Below are 17,177 nucleotides of genomic sequence, written 5' to 3' on the forward strand. Positions count from 1 at the left end.
ACTAAACTCCCAGTCCGAGGATTCGCGAAGCGATGATGTTCTTCTGGATCTGTGACGTGCCACCCATGACGCTCTGCGCGCGGCTGTACAGGTAGGCGCTGAGCAGCTCGGGGTCCTTAGTGCCCGTAACCGCCAACGCCGCGTGCCCGACGGACTGCTCGACCCACGTCATGAGCAGCTTGTCCAGCGAGCCCTGCGGGCCGTGGTTGATACCGTCCAGCTGTTCGGAAAGTCGACGACGCACATGCAGCCGAAGCATTTCGGCCTGCACCGCAGCCCAAGCCAGATCCTCGGGCGCCTTGGCTTGCGCAGCATCCACCCGAGCAGCCATCTCCCGCACGAGCTTTCCGTACCGCGCGGAGTAACCCAGGGTCGACGGTTCGCGTTCGTGGCTCACCACGGTCATCGCCAGCGCCCAGCCTTCGCCCGGCGCGCCGACCATCTGCGAGGCCGGCACGACAGCGCCGTCGAAGGCCACCTGACCGAACTCGGTGGTGACGCCGTTGATCATCTGCAGCGGCCGCTGCTCGATGCCGTCCTGGTGCATCGAGACGATGAACGCCGAAATACCCTTGTGCCGCTTGACATCCTTGTCCGTGCGGGCGAGCACCAGACACCAGTCAGCCACATCGGAGTAACTCGTCCAGATCTTGTGGCCGTGAATGATGTAGTTGTCGCCGTCACGCGTTGCCGTTGTGGTCAGCGACGCCAGATCCGAGCCGGCGCCGGGCTCCGAAAAGCCTTGGCACCAGCGCTCTGTCCCGTTGATCATGCCGGGCAGAAAACGTTGCTGCAGTTCCTTGCTGCCGTGGTGACCCAGCCCGACGACCAGGTAACCGAGGCTGGGCCGGGGCGGGGCTCCGGCACGGGCCAGCTCCTCGTCGACGATCACGTCGTAGACGGGAGGCAGCTCCTGACCGCCGAACTCCTTGGGCCACGACGTACCGAAAAACCCTGCGGCATAGAGGGCTTGGTGCCATTGCCCTTGCAGGGTCCAGTAATCGTCACCGGACGCCTTGAACGACGCAGCGTTGTCGGCCAACCACGCCCGCAGCCGGTCCCGGAATGCCGCTTCCTCGGGTGAATCACGAAAGTCCAAGATCGATGTCCTCCAATCCAACAGGCCACGACTCAGTCGCGGTCAACACTCGCCGCAGGTACACGTGCGCCAGGCATTCCCAGGTGTTTCCGATGCCGCCGTGCACCTGGATCGCGGTCTCACACACCGTACGAGCGGCCCGGGCACAGTAGATCTTGGCGATCCGCCCGGCCCGCACCGCTTCTTCGGCGGGCAGCTCGTCGACCGCCCACGCCGCGTGTCGTAGCACGCTGATCGAACCCTCGATCAGGGCCAGCCCTTCGGCGAGCAAGTGCGCGACGGCCTGGTACGACCCGATCGTCGAGCCGTACTGCTCACGGACTTTCGCGTAGTCGACTGCCAGGGCGTGCGCCCCACGCGCGGCCCCGACGAGGTCCGCCGACGTCGCCGCGAGCGCCAACGCGTGCCAACGCGACGCGTCGTCGGCCGCCAACTCACCGAGCTCCACGGGTGCGTAAACCACACCTACGGTGCTCCGGGTCAGGTCGACGCCGGCGGTCGCGGCCTCATTGCTCCCGACCGCCAGCTCACGCCCGAGCCGGTGGCTGAGATCGTCGGTGAGCACCGGACCGAGGAACGGCACGTCGACCAGTCCTCGGCCGAACTCCTCGGCGACTATCGCCACCTCCACACCGGAGGCACCGTCGGAGCGCAGAGTGCGCCACTCGGTGGCGGCGACCGTGCTTTCCAACCGGCCAAGCCGGCCTTCATCCGACACATCGTGGACCGAACCCGGTCCCAGATCGTCGGCCAGTTTCGCTGCGGCTTCTCGCAGCTGCTGCTGTTCAGCCGTCAGACGAACATCCATGCCGCTCCTTGAGCACTCGTCGCAATACCTTCCCGGAAGGTAAGCGGGGTATTTCGGGTACGAACTCCACGCGGCTGGGCCGCTTGTACGACGCCAGCCGGTCACCGACAAGGTCGATGAGTTCTTCGGCGGACACCGCAGAACTGGTCGCCACGGCCGCGACGATGGACTCCCCGTTCGCCGGGTGTGGTTCGCCGAACACCGCGCAGTCGGTTACCGCCGGGTGGCTGTGCAGCACCGCCTCGATCTCGGCGGGGGCGACCTGAAAGCCACGGACCTTGACCATCTCCTTGGAGCGGTCCGTGATGTGCAGGAATCCGTCGTCGTCCAGGTGGCCGATATCGCCCGTGCGGTACCAGCCGTCGCAGAATGCCTCTGCGGTCGCGCCCTTCGGCAGATAGCCGGCCATCACCGAGTCCGAACGCACCTGGATCTCGCCGTCGTCGCCGATCCGCACGCTCACCCCGCGCACGGGGGTCCCGACGGTCTCGATCCTGGTACCGGTGAGCGGATTGCACGCGATCACAGGGAGTTCGGTGGTGCCGTAGGCCGTCAACCAGCGCACCCCCGCGCGCTCGGTGACCGCCTCGGCGACGCTTCGCGTCACCGGCGTGGCACACCACATGACGTAACGCAGCGATGACAGGTCGAAACTCTCCAGCTCGGGATGGGCGGCCAGGGCCAACGCGATTGGCGCCACAGCCATTTCGATGGTGATCCGGTCGGACTCGATGTGACGCAGCATCTCATCGACGTCGAAACGGCGGTGCAGCCGCATCCAGGCACCGGTGTCGAGCACCATCGCGATGTTGAGCAGGCCGAGGATGTGCGAGGGCGGCGTCATGATCTGCATGCGATCGGCCGACGTCAGCCCCAAAGCGTCCCGCCAGTGCTCGATCGCGGCCGCGAAACCGCGGTGGGTGTGCCGGACCGCCTTGGGCATCCCGGTGGTTCCGGAACTGAACACCAACAGCGCGTCGGCATCGGGGTCAGGCGGTTCGAATTGCCGCTGCCCCGGTGTGATCGGCTCGTTCAGGTGCAGCATAGGCATCTGCTCGGCGAGCACGTCATGATCGCCGATGGCGTGGGTCGGCCCGGTGAGCGCCAGCGCATGTGCGACCTCGGCGGCCTTCCAGGCCGGGCTGATCAACACCGCTGCGGCACCGAGCTGCCAGATCGCCCGCAGTGCCACGACGAATTCCGGCCGGTTCGACGACATGATGGCGACGCGATCGCCCGGGCGAATCCCGCGATGCTCAAGCGTCGTGGCCATTCCACTGGTCAGCGCGTCGAGTTCGGCGAGCGTGTACTCCCGCTCCTCGAAGGCGAGGACGGTGCCGCGCACGCGAGGAGCAGTTTCGACGTCAGTCAAGAGTCGCAACCCCTTCCCGAGAACCCAGACCGCTTGAGAACACTTGAGAAGATACTATCATTTAAAGAGAATGGTATTCTCGCTCAGTCAGAATGATAGTGCACAGGAGAGTCTCATGACGGCAGAACCGATGCCCGCCGACGAAACCGGCGGGAAGGTCACAATCGTGTTCGACCGCGAACAAGCGTCGGTCCCTCGCAGGCAGGGTGAAACGCTGTTGGACAGCGCACGCCGCGCCGGTATGACGCCTCCGTTCTCCTGCGAAGCCGGCAACTGCGGTACCTGCATGGCCAAGCTGATCGAGGGCAGCGCCACCATGCGCGTCAACGACGCGTTGGACGACGACGAAGTCGCCGACGGATATGTACTGACGTGCCAGGCGGTTCCGGACTGCGACACGGTGATGGTCTCGTACGACGAGGATTAAGCGGGAGCCTGAGCCGACGACTGTTCGCCGGCAAATTCGTCGAACGCCGGCGCAGGCCGGTAGTCAGGCGTATAGCCCTCGACGTGAATCGGACTGCCCACCAACCGGAACTCACCCGCGGTGACGAGTGCCTCCGGAGTGTCCGTCAGCGCCTCAGGCAGCGTGCGCACCGCCGCGGCGGGAATACCCAGCGGCTTCAGCCTGGCTTCCCAGCCGATCGCCGTGTCCGCCGCCAGCGCGGTGATCACCAGGTCGAGGACCTCGTCACGCCGCGCAGCCCGCTCGGCCATCGTGACGAACCCCGCTACCCCCGCTTCCGCGGCGAATGCCTTCCAGAACCCGTCATGGGTGATGAACAGTGCCAGATAGCCCTGTGCCGTCGAAAAAAGTTGCGCGGGAACGTAATAGGAGTGCGCACCGAACGGATGGCGACGCGGCTCAGTCCCGTCATTGAGGTACGCCGACGCCCGGTAGTTCAACTGCGACAGCATGACGTCGCGCAGTGAGATGTCGACCTGGCCGCCGCGGCCCGAGACGATCATCGCCAGCAGGCCCAGCGCGGCCGTCAGCCCGGTCGAGTTGTCTGCGGAGGAGTAACCCGGCAGCGTGGGCGGGCCGTCCGGATCACCGGTCATCGCCGCCACCCCGGTCGCGGCCTGGATCACGTAGTCGAAGGCCGGGTCGTCGCCGCCGTCGAGCCCGAACCCCGTCATCGCCACACACACGATCTGCTCGTTGAAGCGCCGCAGTTGTTCATACGTCAGGCCGAGCCGACGGATGACCGACGGTTTCATGTTCACCAGCAGCGCATGCGAATCTGCCACCAGCTCACCGAGTTTCGCCTGACCAGCCTCCGACGCGAGATCCAGGCACAGACTGCGCTTGCCCCGGTTGAGGCTCGCGAAATAGCTGTCGCTGACCTGCCGAGAGATCTCACCACCGGGTGGCTCGACCTTGATCACCTCGGCGCCCAGGTCGGCCAGCATCATGGTGGCGTACGGGCCGGCGAGCATGACACCGACCTCGATGATGCGGATGCCGGCGAGCGGACCTGTCATGAGACCTGCTTGGCGAGTTCCGCAATCACCTCACGCGTCCGGTACTTCGACGCGATCAGCTCGTCGCGGTTGTCCCCGATCGGCAGCAGCCGCACCGACAGATCCGTCACCCCGGCGTCGGCAAACTGCTTGAACCGCGCCAAGATTGCATCTTCATCGCCGGCCGCGCACAGATCTCCGACATTGCGGGCATCGCCGCGATCCAACAGCTTCTGGTAGTTCGGCGAGGTTTCCGCCTCGGCGAGGATCCGGTTGGCGCGCTCCTTGGCGGCATCGATCTCCGAGTTGGCACACAGGCACACCGGGATGCCGGCCACGATGCGTGGCGCGGGCCGGCCCGCCTGCGCGGCGGCCTTGTTGATCTTGGGTGCGATGTGCTCGCCAATGGCCTTCTCGTCTGCCATCCACAGCACCGTGCCGTCAGCGAATTCGCCGGCGATCTGCAACATGACCGGCCCCAGCGCAGCGACCAGCACCGGCATCGGTGTCTCGGCACCCAGGGCAGTCGGATTGTGCACGGTGAAGGTGTCGTTTTCGACGTCCACCGGACCAGGCCCGGCCAGCGCGGCACCCAGCACCTCGAGGTAGTCGCGGGTGTATGAAGCCGGCTTCTCGTACGGCAACCCCAGCATGTCGCGGATGATCCAGTGGTGCGACGGCCCCACGCCCAACGCCAATCGGCCCTCGGCGACGGCATGCGTCGACAGTGCCTGCCGTGCAAGGGCAATCGGATGCTGAGCCTGCAGCGGCACAACGGCGGTGCCGAGCTCGATCGTCGACGTGTGTGCTGCCATCAGCGTCACCATCGTGAGCGCATCGAAGTCGTCGGGCACCTGCGGCATCCACGCACTGTCCAGGCCGGCGGCCTCCGCCCACTGGATATCAGCCGCCAGCTTGTTGACCTTGCGGGCCATGTCGCCACGCTCGGCCCCGATCATCACGCCCAGTCTCATTGCCCACCCCTGCTTCGCCCGCCCAGTCTCATTTCCCACCCCTGCTTCGCCCGCCCAGTCTCATGAGCCCACCTTCTCAGTCAGAGCACGCACCTCGGTCACCAAAGTATCCAGCGCCGTGCCCGTCGGGAACACGGCGGCGGCGCCGGCGTCCAGCAGTTTCTGCACGTCGCTCTGCGGGATGGTGCCGCCGACGACCACTGCGATGTCGCCTGCGTCGGCCGCCCGCAAGGCGTCGACCGTTCGGGTGGTCAGCGCCACGTGCGCGCCGGACAGGATCGAAAGGCCGACCACCGCAACGTCTTCCTGCAACGCGATCGAGACGATGTCCTCGATACGCTGCCGGATGCCGGTATAGATGACTTCGAATCCGGCGTCGCGCAACGTGCGCGCGACGATCTTGGCGCCGCGGTCATGACCGTCTAGGCCGGGCTTGGCGACCAGCACACGAATGTTCACTACTCAAGCCCTCTCTTCTTCGCGCAAGCGCTCATCAGAAAACCACCGGCTGCTGAAACTCGCCCCACACCGATTTCAATGTCGACACCATCTCTCCCACTGTGCAATACGCGTTCGCGCAGTCGATCAGGTTGTGCATCAGGTTGCCGTCACCTTCGGCGGCGCGGGCCAGTGCGGCCAGAGCTTCCTTCACTGCGACACCGTCACGTTCGGCCTTGACTTTCGCCAGCCGCTTGAGTTGTTTGTCACGGCCCTCCGCGTCGAGTTCGTAGGTGGCGAGGTCCGGTGCCGGCTCCTCGACGACGAATTTGTTCACCCCGACGACGGGCCGCTCCCCCGATTCGACCTCCTGGTGGATCTTGAACGCTTCATCGGCGATGAGGCCCTGCAGATAGCCGTCCTCGATGCAGCGGACCATGCCGCCGTGAGCCTCGAGATCGTGCATGATCTCGATGATCTTCTCTTCGGTGGCGTCGGTGAGCGCCTCGACGAAGTACGACCCGCCCAGCGGATCGGCGACCTTCGCCACACCGGTTTCGTAGGCCAGGATCTGCTGGGTGCGCAGCGCCAGCGTGGCCGATTCCTCACTGGGCAGCGCGAATGGCTCATCCCAGGCCGCGGTGAACATCGACTGCACGCCGCCGAGCACCGCCGCGAGCGCCTCGTAGGCCACGCGGACGAGATTGTTCTGCGCCTGCGGTGCGTACAGCGAGGCGCCGCCCGCCACACACCCGAACCGGAACATCGAGGCCTTGTCCGTCGTGGCGCCGTAACGCTCGCGCACGATCGTCGCCCACCGACGTCGGCCCGCCCGATACTTGGCGATCTCTTCGAAGAAATCGCCGTGGGTGTAGAAGAAGAAGGAGATCTGTGGAGCGAACTTGTCGATCGTCATGCGGCCGCGTTCGACCACCGTGTCGCAGTACGTGACGCCATCGGCCAGCGTGAACGCCATCTCCTGCACGGCATTGGCACCGGCGTCGCGGAAATGCGCACCCGCAACCGAGATCGCGTTGAACCGCGGCACCTCGGCGGCACAGAACTCGATGGTGTCCGCGATCAGGCGCAGCGACGGCTCGGGCGGCCAGATCCAGGTGCCGCGGGAGGCGTATTCCTTGAGGATGTCGTTCTGGATGGTGCCGGTGAGCTTCTCGCGCGGCACGCCCTTCTTTTCGGCCGCCGCGACGTAGAACGCCAGCAGGATGGCGGCCGTCCCGTTGATCGTGAAACTGGTGCTGATCTTGTCCAGCGGGATGCCCTCGAACAGGATTTCGGCATCGGCGAGGGTGTCGACCGCAACGCCCACTCGACCGACTTCTTCCCCGTACTCCTCGTCGTCGGAGTCATAGCCACACTGGGTGGGCAGGTCCAACGCGACAGACAGCCCCGTCCCGCCCTGGTCCAAGAGGTACCGGTACCGACGGTTGGATTCCTCGGCGGTGCCGAAGCCCGAGTACTGCCGGAAGGTCCAGGTCTTGCCGCGGTAGCCGGAGGCGAAGTTGCCACGCGTGAAGGGATAGGTGCCGGGCGCGGGAGGTTCGCCGGCCCGGTCATCCGGGCCGTATACAGGCCGCAGCGGGATGCCCGATGGGGTCTCTACGTCGTCGCTCATCACTCGATAACGTACTTGCCAAAAATGAGAATGCCAATACCGCACCGTGGAAATGTGTGCCGTGTACTGGCGGGGAGCGTTCCGACCTGCATGCCGAGCGACGCCTCCACAGACCCCGACAGATCAGCTCGGGCCCGAATCGCCCGCGCAGGCACCTTATGATTACGACACTTGCGAAAAATGAGAATGCCAATACCATTCAGTTACGGTTGACTGCGGCGTGTCAGCTCACGCCGCGCCGACGAGGAGGCACATGTCCAGCCAGCAGGAATCATTCACCGATCGCACGCTGGTCGTGTCAGGCGGCAGCCGTGGCATCGGGCTGGCCATCGCGCTCGGCGCAGCCCGTCGCGGGGCGAATGTGGTGCTGCTGGCCAAGACCGCCGAGCCCCATCCCAAACTTCCCGGCACCGTCCACACCGCTGTCGCCGACGTCGAGGCAGCAGGCGGCAAGGCCGTCGCTGTGGTTGGTGATGTGCGCAAAGAAGAGGACGTCGCACGCGCAATCGACACCGCGGTCGGGCACTTCGGCGGGGTCGACATCGTCGTCAACAACGCCAGCGCCATCGCCACCGAACCGACCGAGGCATTGTCCGCCAAGAAGTTCGATCTGATGATGGACATCAACGTCCGCGGCACGTTCCTTCTCACCAAGGCCGCGCTGCCCCATCTGCGCACATCGACCAACCCGCAGGTGCTGACGCTGGCCCCGCCGCTGAACATGAACCCGTACTGGCTGGGCGCTCATCCGAGCTACACGTTGTCGAAGTACGGGATGACGCTGTTGTCGCTGGGATGGGCGGCCGAGTATCCGGACATCGGGTTCAGCTGCCTGTGGCCGGAGACCTACATCGCGACCTCCGCGGTGACCAACCTGGCCGACGGCGAGGAGATGGTGAACCGGTCGCGCAGCCCCGAGATCATGGCCGACGCAGCCGTCGAGATCCTGTCCCGCGCGGCCACAGAGGTCACCGGTCAGTGCTTCATCGACTCCGAGGTCCTCAAAGCCGGCGGCATGGACGACCTGTCCCGATACGGTGGCGGGGACAATCCGATCATCGACATCTTCGTCGACGCACCGGGACAAGGCCTATGAGTATCTCGCTGCTGCTCGAGATGGCGTCGAGCAACCCCGACCGCACCGCGGTGGTCTCCGACGACGTCCGCCTCAGCGCCGGGGAATTGAGCGCGCTGGCCGACGGCGGCGCCGGTGTCATCACCGAGTCCGGCGCGGCGCATGTCGCCTATGTCGGGACCGGCGGTGTCCTGCTCCCGCTGCTGCTGTTCGCCTCGGCCCGTGCCGCGGTGCCGTTTACGCCGCTGAACTACCGGTTGAGTGCCGACGGCCTGCGTGAGCTCATCGATCGGCTACCCGAACCGCTCGTGGTGGCCGACGCCGAGTACGCCGACGTCGTCGCCGGAGCGGGCAAGCAGGTCATCACGTCCGAAGAGTTTCTTGCCGCGGCCCGTCAAGCCGAGCCGGCGTCCGAGTTCGCCGACCCCGACGCCGTCGCGGTGGTGCTGTTCACCTCCGGCACCACCTCGCGGCCCAAGGCCGTCGAGCTCACCCACAACAACCTCACCAGCTACATCACCGCAACAGTCGAATTCGATTCGGCCGCATCCGAAGACGCCGCGCTGATCTGTGTCCCGCCCTATCACATCGCGGGTGTGAGCGCGGCCATGTCGAATCTCTACGCCGGCCGAAAGATGGTGTACCTGCGGCACTTCGACGCGGACAAGTGGGTTGATCTGGTGCGCACCGAGGGCGTCACGTCCGCCACCGTGGTGCCGACCATGCTGGACCGCATCGTCACCGCGCTGGAAACGGACAACGGCGAACTGTCCACGCTACGCAACCTCGCCTACGGCGGCTCCAAAGTCGCGCTGCCTCTGGTGCGCAAGGCGTTGCAGCTGATGCCCGGGGTTGGCTTCGTCAACGCCTACGGGCTCACCGAAACAAGTTCCACCATCGCGGTTCTCGGACCCGACGACCACCGGGCGGCGCTGGGCGCCGACGATGCGGCCGTGGCTCGGCGGCTCGGATCGGTGGGCCAGGTGGTGCCCGGCATCGAGGCACAGATCCGCGCCGACGACGGCACCGTGCTCGGGCCCGGCGAGACCGGTGAATTGTTCGTACGCGGCGAGCAGGTATCGGGCCGCTACTCCGAGATCGGATCGGTGCTCGACGCCGACGGCTGGTTCCCCACCAAAGACGTTGCGATGCTTGACGAGGACGGCTACCTGTTCATCGGCGGCCGCTCCGACGACACGATAATCCGCGGCGGTGAGAACATCGCGCCCGCCGAGATCGAAGACGTCCTGGTCGAACACCCTGACGTCCGTGACGTGGCGGTCGTGGGGCCCGAGGACCCGCAATGGGGCCAGATCATCGTCGCCGTCGTGGTACCGGCCGAGGGTGCCTCACCCGACCCCGACCAGCTTCGTGAGCATGTGCGCAAGCAGCTACGCGGATCGCGCACCCCCGACCGCGTCGTGTTCCGCGACGAACTGCCCACCAACGCCACCGGAAAAGTGCTGCGCCGCCAACTGGTTGACGAACTGCAGCCCGTCTCGAAGGAGTCAGCGTGATCAAGAACGGCACCCGTCTACAGAGCCAGGTGTGTGACACCCAGGTGATCGTCGTGCGTAGCGCCGACAGCCTCGACGATCTGCGCGCCGGCGGGGTGCCGATGGTTCCGCTGGACGGGCAAAAGGATTCGAGCGCATCGTTGGACCCCGCATTCGCCGAGGGCAACCTGATGGGCAAGCGCTACGTCGACGACAACGGCGCCGAGGTGCTCGTCACGAAGGCCGGCGCAGGCACCCTGTCGATCGGGGCCATCGCGTTGAGCCTCAAAGAGGCCAAGCCGCTTCCGGCCAGCGACTAGCCCCGCAGCATGGCCACGCGGGTGTCCCCGCTGCGGGTCGCGGTGGCCAGCTTCATCGGCACAACCGTCGAGTTCTACGACTTCCTGATCTACGGGACAGCTGCGGCGCTGGTCTTCCCGAAACTGTTCTTCCCGCAGGCCTCGCCCGCTGCCGGCGTACTGCTGTCGTTCGCGACCTTCGGCGTCGGGTTCATCGCCCGGCCGTTGGGGGGCATCGTGTTCGGGCACTTCGGTGACCGTATCGGCCGCAAGCGGATGCTGGTCTACTCCCTTGTCGGCATGGGGATTTCGACCGTGCTGATCGGGGCACTGCCTACTTACTCCCAGATCGGGCTGCTGGCGCCGCTCCTGCTCACGCTGCTGCGGCTGTGCCAAGGGTTCGCCGTCGGCGGCGAATGGGGCGGTGCGACGCTGATGGCCGTCGAGCACGCCACGACCGGCCGCCGCGGGTTCTACGGCGCCTTCCCACAGATGGGAGCGCCCGCCGGGACCGCATCAGCCACGCTGGCATTCTTTCTGGTGTCCCAACTGCCCGACGAACAGTTCCTGTCGTGGGGTTGGCGATTGCCGTTCCTGTTCAGCGCGGTGCTGATCATCATCGGCCTCGTGATCCGACTCAAACTCACCGAGAGCCCGGAATTCACTGCGGTCGTGCACAACTCGGCGGTCACCCGATTGCCCATCGTCGAGGCGTTCCGCAGGCACTGGCGGCGGATCGTCCTGGTGGCCGGGGCCTACCTGTCCCAGGGTGTGTTCGCCTACATCTGCGTGGCGTATCTGGTGTCCTATGCGACCACAGCCGTCGGAATCGACCGTACCGCCGCACTTTTCGGGGTGTTCGTCGCGGCGTTGGTTGCGGTTGTGGCTTATCCGATGTTCGGCGCATGGTCGGATTCGGTCGGCCGTAAGCGACTGTTCCTGGTCGGCGTTGTGCTCATGGCGGCCTCGGTGTTCCCGGTGTTCGCGCTGATCGACACCGGCAACCCGCTGCTGTTCGGGGTGGCACTGGTGCTGGTGTTCGGCCTGGCGATGGCCCCGGCAGCCGGGGTCACCGGGGCGTTGTTCAGCTTGGTGTTCGACACCGACGTGCGCTACAGCGGCGTGTCCATCGGGTACACCCTTTCACAGGTGCTGGGCTCGGCGTTCGCCCCGACGATCGCCGCGGCGCTGTACGCCTCGACCCACTCCAGTGCCGCCATTGCGTGGTATCTGGTTGCAGTATCGGCGGTTTCGGTGGTGAGCGTCAGCCTGTTGCCGTCAGATCGCCGAACCGCCGTTGAGACTGCACTGGTGGCGCAAAAGGCCGAGTAAGCCACACCCTCGGCGCACAGGGTCAACGGGCTAGGCGTGACGGCTGGTCACTCCGCCGTCGACCACCAGATAGGTCCCGGTGACGAACGACGCCTTCGGTGACATCAGGAACGCCACCGCCGCTGCGACCTCGTCCGGCTGGCCGAGCCGGCCCAACGGTGCGGCCTCTTCGAAGCCGACGCGGACCTCCTCGACGTCCAACGCGATCTGCAGCATCGGCGTGTGGATGAAGCCCGGGCATACCGCGTTGATGCGAATCCCCAACGGACCCAACTGCGCAGCCATCGACCGCGTCATGCCGAGAAGCCCGGCCTTGGATGCGCAGTAGGCCGGAATGAACGGGTTGGCGGCCAGGCCTTCGATGCTGGAGATGCCGACCACCGCCGGCGCCCCACCATCGGCCGCGCATTGCTGCAGATGCGGCAACAGCAACTGCACCAGCAGCGCCTGGGCACGCAGATTCACGTCGAGAACGGCATCCCAGGATTCCTGCGTATAGGCACCGACCGGTTCCGGGATGACCCGACCTGCGGCATGGACAAGGCCGTCGATGCCGTCGAGCGAGCGGGCCGTCTCATCCACTGCTGCAGACAGCGCATCGGTGTCACAGACGTCGATCACCGTCGACGGCATGCCCAACTCCTCGGCCACCGCTTTCACCTCAGGCGCGATGTCCCACAACGCAACCCGTCGACCCTCGGCGATCAGCGCTTCCGCGCTGGCCCGGCCGATCCCGGATGCCGCTCCTGTTACCACCACACCTGTCATGACCGACAGGTTAAGGGCCCGGCAGGTTTCAGGAGGCCAGTTTCGAGTTCTCGTGTGCGGCCAGGGCGGATTCCACGCCACGCTCCAGGGCGGTCCCGTTGCCCCAACCGACGTAGTAGTACAGCTGGAGCACGGCTTCGCGCAGTTCCTCGGCGGTCAGCTCGTCGTTGGCCAGCGCGCCACCGACCTGTACCTCGATGAGGTCGGTGCGGCCCAGCATGGCCGTCGCACCCATCACCAGCAGGCGGCGGTCACGGATGGACAGGCCCGGCCGGCTCCAGATCTCACCGAACAGATGATCCACGGTCTTCTCCAGCGCCGGGGTGCGCTGGGCCGGGATGGAATCGGCGACCTGTTTGCCGTACACGGCACCCATCATCGCCAGGCCGAGTTCGGTCTTGTCGCTGGGCTTTTCCTCCTCAACACCAAGGGTGTCGGTGCCGTGTGAACGGGTCACATCGACCACCGGGACCTCGACGTCGCCGTCGGCGGCCAACTCCTGGGCCGCGGCGAGGTCCTTGTCCATAAGCCGCAACATCTGCGGGGCAAAGGCTTTGGTCTCCTCCGAACGGCCCAGCAGGGTGAACATGGTGGCGCCGTCCGGGTCGGCCTCCTCGATCACCGTCTTCAAGGTGGCCGGATCGACACCGGCCGAGGACGCCAACTCGGCGGCCTCATGCATCACGCGCCAGGTTCCGTACGTCACGACGTTGCGGGCGATCTTGGTGGCCATCCCGGCTCCCAGTGGCCCGCAGTGCACGACCTTCTTGGCGAAGTCGTTCAGCACCGGCATCGCGCGCCGCACCGTGTGATCGTCACCGCCGACCATCGCCACCAGGCCGTTGTGCGCGGCCAGGTTGCCCGGCGTGACACCGCAATCCAACAGGGCCACTCCGGCGGTCGCGCACAGCTGCGCCAGCGCGTGCACCTCGGGAACGGCGACCGTGGACAGCAGCACCACGATCAGCCCGGGGCGAGCGCCTGCCAGCACTCCGTCGGGACCGTTCAGCACCGCCCGCACCTGTTCGGCGTCGACGACCGCGACCAGCACGACATCGCTTTCGCGGGCGACGTCTGCCGGAGATGCCTCGGCTGCCGGCACACCGTCGAGCCCTTCGGCGGCGTCGGACCGGATGTCGTAGACCAGCGGGTTGCGTCCGCTGCGAGCCAAGCTCACGGCAACGCCGCCGCCGATCATGCCAAGCCCGATGACGCCGGCGCGCGGTGCACACCGCTGCGGGTCGGTTCCCTGTACTTCGATGCTCATCTTCAACCCTTCGGCCATAACCTAACTAAGTTCACCTAAGATGAGGCTATCGCCTGATCGGCCACCACAAGGGAGTTTGCGCTCGTGATTCCTAGCACATCTAACAACAAGGTGAGTGCCACACCACGCCGCCGCAGCCGCCGCGGCCAGGGCGATCAACTGCGCGCGGAGATCCTCGACGCCGTCAACCGGCTGCTGGACCGATGGGGCGGCGACGAGAAACTGACCATGCGTGCCGTGGCGCAGGAAGTGGGCGTCGCCGCACCCAGTATCTATCTGCATTTCTCCGACAAGGCTGAGCTCGTCTGGGCGGCGCTAGCCGACAAGTACAGCCAATTGGCCCAGCAGATGTCGGCCGCGGGCCTGGCTGCGGCAGCCGCCGGGCCCAGGGAGAAACTGCGGGCGCAGGTACACGCCTACTGCCGGTTCGCCCTCGACAATCCGGGGCACTACCGGTTGATGTACCAGGTGCGTCAGCCCATCGTCGATCCCGAACGACTCGGCAGCCACCCCGCCCGTCAGGTGTCGGGGCTGCTGCGTGCGGGCCTGACCGCATCGGCCGACGCCGGATACGCGCTGGCGCTGCCCGTGCACCAGGCCGCGCACACTCTGTGGACGGGGCTACACGGCATGGTGTCGGTGCAGCACAGCTTCGCGATGAGCGGCTCGACCGAGGACCTGCTCGAGCTCGCCGACGGGCTGCTGGACCTCGTGGTGGCCCGCGAAACCGGCTCGGGCCCAACGTATCCCCCGCCGACGGCCGTCGACCGCATCATCGCGGCCGTCGTCGACCCCGACTCCCTCGAAAGCGACGCAATGGTCGAAGAACTCGACTGACAACGACCATTAGGTCGGTCTGGCGGACGGCGTTAACCCGCCAGGTCGGCGATCGCAGCCACGGTCTGCAGATCCTCATAGGCCGCCGAATAACGTTGGGCCAGCGCCAAAGCGATGTCCGGCCGCTGCCACAGCTCCCCTGCGCTGGCGGTGGCCAGCCAGGTCATCAGGCCGTGCGCTACCGACGCTCGGTAGCGCAGCCAGATCTCGTCAGCCGACGGAAGTTGGTCAGCCGGTAGTCCGAGTGCGTCGCGATACTCCTCAAGAAGCTCACGCTCGCACAGACGTCGATCCTCGGTGGTCAACGCGCCCTGCAGAAAGTAGCCGAGATCCAACGAGAAGTTGCCGTGGCGGGCCACCTGCCAATCGAGGAAACCGACGTCGCCGTCGCGCAACACGTAAGTGTTGCCGATGTGCGGATCACCGTGCAACAGCGTCTGCGCGGTACCGGGCGAGGTGAGGGTGCCGATGAAAGGCTTCCAAATGCCTTCCACCAGATGGTCGATGGTCAGCGCATGCACCGATTCCGGCGCGTCGTCGCCGAGGCGTTCCAGCGCCGCAGGCAAAGGCGCCCACTGCATGCCGTCCCACGGCACGAACGGCTCCAGCCATTCCAGGCCGGGACGCTGCACGCGCTCGCCCCAGAACGCACCGTGCATGCGGGCCAGGCCGCGCACCCCGTTGGCCGCCTGCTCGACGGTCAGTGGCCGGGTGGCGTCGCGCGGGTCAGCGCCGCGGGCGGTGAGGTCTTCCATGACGAGCACGAAATCCTCGTCGGCCTCATCGATCGGTGCGGCGTACACCGTCGGATGTTCGAGCGGGAGCTCAACTTTGGAGTTGAACAGCCTGGGCTCGTGCAGCAGGCCGCTGGTGTACTTGATCATCTCCTTGTGGCCGGGGTCGACCGCCTTGGCGAACACGGTGGCCGGCCCAGCACCCGATGAGTACGTAACCGATAGGCGCGCCCGGCGGTTCGTGCCGTCGTCGCGCATCTCGACGGTCACCGCGTCGACAACCGCATCCGGGTGGTGGTCGGCCAGCGCCGCCGTCAGCCACCCGGGGGTGATCTCTGCCCAGTCCTTCGGAACCGTCACTGCCGCGGTCATCGGACGAACGCCGGCATCGAATCCCAGCCCCGGACCGTCGACGTCGGCGACAGGGCCGCGTTGTCGAGGTCGACCTCCCATTCCGGGAAGCGTTTCAGCATCTCCTCCAACGCAATTCGGCCCTCGAGTCGGGCCAGCGCGGACCCGAGGCAGAAGTGCGTGCCGACGCTGAACGCCAGATGCTGGCGTTGTTCGCGGTGAATGTCGAAAACCTCACCGTCGGGCGGGAACTGACGGCTGTCGCGGACCGCGGCGCCGATGAGCATCATCATCACGCTGCCCTCCGGCACGGTTTGGCCGTAATACTCGATGTCGCGGGTGACGTAGCGGGCGACGTGCGGGGCAGGCGGCTCGAACCGCAGCAGCTCCTCGATCGCCTGCGGGATGAGTCCGGGGTTCTCGACGAGCTGTCGCCGCTGGTCGGGATGCTCGGCCAGAACCTTTGCCGCCCAGCCGATCAGGCGGGTGGTGGTTTCATTGCCAGCGCCTGCGACGACGTTGATGTAGATCAGGAGTTCTTCGCGGGTGAGCTTGCGCGTCACACCTTGCTCGTCGGTGAACTCGACATTGAGCAGCTCGGTCATGATGTCGTCGGACGGGTTGTCCTTGCGCCAGTCGATGTAGGTCTCGAAGATCGAACCGTCGACCAGACCGTCCTTGGCCGCCTTCATGGGCTGGCCTGCCTCGGTTCGCAACTGCTCATTACCGTGGTCGCGGATCATCTCCTGGTCATCCTCGGGGATGCCCAGCAGCGCGCTGATCACCCGCATGGGCATGATGGCGCCGAAGTCGGTGATGAAGTCGAATTTGCCGCTGCCTACCAGGGGATCGAGGCTCTGCGCGCAGAACTCCCGGATCTTGGGTTCGAGAGCGTTGATCTTGCGCGGCGTGAACATCCGCGACAGCAACTTGCGGTGAGTGGTGTGGATCGGCGGGTCCTCGAAGATCAGCGCACCCGACGGGATGTCGATGTTGGCCTTGATCAATTCGATGATCGCCCCGCGAGCCGAGCTGAAGGTCTCGTGGTCGATGAGCGCCTTGTTGACGTCGGCGAACCGGCTCAGCGCGTAGAAGTCGTGCTGCTCGTTGTAGTACAGCGGCGCTTCGTCGCGTAGACGGGCGAACGTCGGGTACGGGTTGGCATTGATCTCGACGTCGTAGGGGTCGAAGTACACGCTTTGGGTGGCGCTGACAGTCACGAAAATCCGC

The 17,177-nt window shown here is 66.0% G+C and carries 17 protein-coding genes; 6 read left to right on the plus strand and 11 right to left on the minus strand.

Going from position 1 to position 17,177, the window contains the following annotated elements; translation table 11 throughout:
• Position 1 precedes the first annotated feature (1 nt).
• Genes ABQF30_RS26870 through ABQF30_RS26880 form a run of 3 tightly spaced genes read right to left on the minus strand, consistent with a single transcriptional unit; the run spans position 2 to position 3,279 of the window.
• Positions 2-1,099 (minus strand): acyl-CoA dehydrogenase family protein, encoded by a 1,098-nt coding sequence (locus ABQF30_RS26870; protein WP_448469573.1) that lies wholly within the window; start codon positions 1,097-1,099, stop codon positions 2-4.
• Positions 1,086-1,907: an acyl-CoA dehydrogenase family protein gene (locus ABQF30_RS26875; protein ID WP_448469575.1), complete on the minus strand. Its 822-nt coding sequence runs from the start codon at positions 1,905-1,907 to the stop codon at positions 1,086-1,088. Before ABQF30_RS26875 ends, ABQF30_RS26870 begins: the two co-directional genes overlap by 14 nt.
• Positions 1,885-3,279: a class I adenylate-forming enzyme family protein gene (locus tag ABQF30_RS26880; protein WP_448469577.1), complete on the minus strand. Its 1,395-nt coding sequence runs from the start codon at positions 3,277-3,279 to the stop codon at positions 1,885-1,887. The genes ABQF30_RS26875 and ABQF30_RS26880 overlap by 23 nt, the downstream gene beginning before the upstream one ends.
• Before the next feature lie 115 nt (positions 3,280-3,394).
• On the opposite strand from ABQF30_RS26880, the gene ABQF30_RS26885 reads away from it, so the two are divergent.
• Positions 3,395-3,706, plus strand: a complete 312-nt coding sequence (locus ABQF30_RS26885) for a 2Fe-2S iron-sulfur cluster-binding protein (RefSeq protein ID WP_448469579.1) — start codon at positions 3,395-3,397, stop codon at positions 3,704-3,706.
• On the opposite strand, the gene ABQF30_RS26890 is transcribed toward ABQF30_RS26885, so the two are convergent.
• The 4 genes from ABQF30_RS26890 to ABQF30_RS26905 are packed head-to-tail and all read right to left on the minus strand — an operon-like array spanning position 3,703 to position 7,788.
• Positions 3,703-4,764 (minus strand): CaiB/BaiF CoA transferase family protein, encoded by a 1,062-nt coding sequence (locus tag ABQF30_RS26890; RefSeq protein WP_448469580.1) that lies wholly within the window; start codon positions 4,762-4,764, stop codon positions 3,703-3,705. The genes ABQF30_RS26885 and ABQF30_RS26890 overlap by 4 nt on opposite strands.
• Entirely contained in the window at positions 4,761-5,717 is a 957-nt protein-coding gene (locus tag ABQF30_RS26895; RefSeq protein ID WP_448469582.1) for an LLM class F420-dependent oxidoreductase, read from the minus strand. Before ABQF30_RS26895 ends, ABQF30_RS26890 begins: the two co-directional genes overlap by 4 nt.
• Before the next feature lie 60 nt (positions 5,718-5,777).
• Entirely contained in the window at positions 5,778-6,176 is a 399-nt protein-coding gene (locus ABQF30_RS26900) for a cobalamin B12-binding domain-containing protein (RefSeq protein ID WP_448469584.1), read from the minus strand.
• A 34-nt stretch (positions 6,177-6,210) separates the two neighbouring features.
• Entirely contained in the window at positions 6,211-7,788 is a 1,578-nt protein-coding gene (locus ABQF30_RS26905) for a methylmalonyl-CoA mutase family protein (protein WP_448469586.1), read from the minus strand.
• A gap of 253 nt (positions 7,789-8,041) precedes the next feature.
• Between ABQF30_RS26905 and ABQF30_RS26910 the strand changes: the two genes are divergently transcribed.
• The 4 genes from ABQF30_RS26910 to ABQF30_RS26925 are packed head-to-tail and all read left to right on the plus strand — an operon-like array spanning position 8,042 to position 11,990.
• Positions 8,042-8,884, plus strand: coding sequence for an SDR family oxidoreductase (locus tag ABQF30_RS26910; RefSeq protein ID WP_448469588.1), 843 nt, complete (start codon positions 8,042-8,044; stop codon positions 8,882-8,884).
• The gene (locus ABQF30_RS26915) at positions 8,881-10,380 is read left to right on the plus strand and encodes a class I adenylate-forming enzyme family protein (protein ID WP_448469590.1); all 1,500 of its coding nucleotides are present in this window, start codon (positions 8,881-8,883) and stop codon (positions 10,378-10,380) included. Before ABQF30_RS26910 ends, ABQF30_RS26915 begins: the two co-directional genes overlap by 4 nt.
• On the plus strand, positions 10,377-10,679 hold the full coding sequence (locus ABQF30_RS26920) for a hypothetical protein (protein ID WP_448469592.1): 303 nt from the start codon (positions 10,377-10,379) through the stop codon (positions 10,677-10,679). Before ABQF30_RS26915 ends, ABQF30_RS26920 begins: the two co-directional genes overlap by 4 nt.
• Before the next feature lie 9 nt (positions 10,680-10,688).
• Positions 10,689-11,990 (plus strand): MFS transporter, encoded by a 1,302-nt coding sequence (locus ABQF30_RS26925; RefSeq protein ID WP_448469594.1) that lies wholly within the window; start codon positions 10,689-10,691, stop codon positions 11,988-11,990.
• 30 nt (positions 11,991-12,020) lie between these two features.
• On the opposite strand, the gene ABQF30_RS26930 is transcribed toward ABQF30_RS26925, so the two are convergent.
• Entirely contained in the window at positions 12,021-12,758 is a 738-nt protein-coding gene (locus tag ABQF30_RS26930; protein ID WP_448469596.1) for an SDR family NAD(P)-dependent oxidoreductase, read from the minus strand.
• A gap of 28 nt (positions 12,759-12,786) precedes the next feature.
• Positions 12,787-14,025 carry an NAD(P)-binding domain-containing protein gene (locus ABQF30_RS26935; protein WP_448469598.1) on the minus strand — a complete coding sequence of 413 codons (1,239 nt, stop codon included), beginning with the start codon at positions 14,023-14,025 and terminating at the stop codon, positions 12,787-12,789.
• 111 nt (positions 14,026-14,136) lie between these two features.
• Here ABQF30_RS26935 and ABQF30_RS26940 point away from each other — a divergent pair, with 111 nt between their 5' ends.
• On the plus strand, positions 14,137-14,862 hold the full coding sequence (locus ABQF30_RS26940; RefSeq protein ID WP_448469600.1) for a TetR/AcrR family transcriptional regulator: 726 nt from the start codon (positions 14,137-14,139) through the stop codon (positions 14,860-14,862).
• 32 nt (positions 14,863-14,894) lie between these two features.
• On the opposite strand, the gene ABQF30_RS26945 is transcribed toward ABQF30_RS26940, so the two are convergent.
• Together ABQF30_RS26945 and ABQF30_RS26950 are read right to left on the minus strand one after the other, a co-directional pair.
• On the minus strand, positions 14,895-15,968 hold the full coding sequence (locus tag ABQF30_RS26945) for a phosphotransferase (RefSeq protein WP_448469602.1): 1,074 nt from the start codon (positions 15,966-15,968) through the stop codon (positions 14,895-14,897).
• Positions 15,965-17,167, minus strand: a complete 1,203-nt coding sequence (locus ABQF30_RS26950) for a cytochrome P450 (RefSeq protein ID WP_448469604.1) — start codon at positions 17,165-17,167, stop codon at positions 15,965-15,967. The genes ABQF30_RS26945 and ABQF30_RS26950 overlap by 4 nt, the downstream gene beginning before the upstream one ends.
• Between the last annotated feature and the right edge of the window lie 10 nt (positions 17,168-17,177).

This window comes from Mycolicibacterium sp. XJ870, from assembly GCF_053483975.1.

Excerpts from the sequence above, each read along its gene's own strand:
- ABQF30_RS26930 (WP_448469596.1), bottom strand. The coding sequence starts at position 12,758 with ATGACAGGTGTGGTGGTAACAGGAGCGGCATCCGGGATCGGCCGGGCC.
- ABQF30_RS26925 (WP_448469594.1), top strand. The coding sequence starts at position 10,689 with ATGGCCACGCGGGTGTCCCCGCTGCGGGTCGCGGTGGCCAGCTTCATC.
- ABQF30_RS26890 (WP_448469580.1), bottom strand. The coding sequence starts at position 4,764 with ATGACAGGTCCGCTCGCCGGCATCCGCATCATCGAGGTCGGTGTCATG.
- ABQF30_RS26910 (WP_448469588.1), top strand. The coding sequence starts at position 8,042 with ATGTCCAGCCAGCAGGAATCATTCACCGATCGCACGCTGGTCGTGTCA.
- ABQF30_RS26915 (WP_448469590.1), top strand. The coding sequence starts at position 8,881 with ATGAGTATCTCGCTGCTGCTCGAGATGGCGTCGAGCAACCCCGACCGC.
- ABQF30_RS26875 (WP_448469575.1), bottom strand. The coding sequence starts at position 1,907 with ATGGATGTTCGTCTGACGGCTGAACAGCAGCAGCTGCGAGAAGCCGCA.
- ABQF30_RS26905 (WP_448469586.1), bottom strand. The coding sequence starts at position 7,788 with ATGAGCGACGACGTAGAGACCCCATCGGGCATCCCGCTGCGGCCTGTA.
- ABQF30_RS26895 (WP_448469582.1), bottom strand. The coding sequence starts at position 5,717 with ATGAGACTGGGCGTGATGATCGGGGCCGAGCGTGGCGACATGGCCCGC.
- ABQF30_RS26885 (WP_448469579.1), top strand. The coding sequence starts at position 3,395 with ATGACGGCAGAACCGATGCCCGCCGACGAAACCGGCGGGAAGGTCACA.
- ABQF30_RS26935 (WP_448469598.1), bottom strand. The coding sequence starts at position 14,025 with ATGAGCATCGAAGTACAGGGAACCGACCCGCAGCGGTGTGCACCGCGC.
- ABQF30_RS26945 (WP_448469602.1), bottom strand. The coding sequence starts at position 15,968 with ATGACCGCGGCAGTGACGGTTCCGAAGGACTGGGCAGAGATCACCCCC.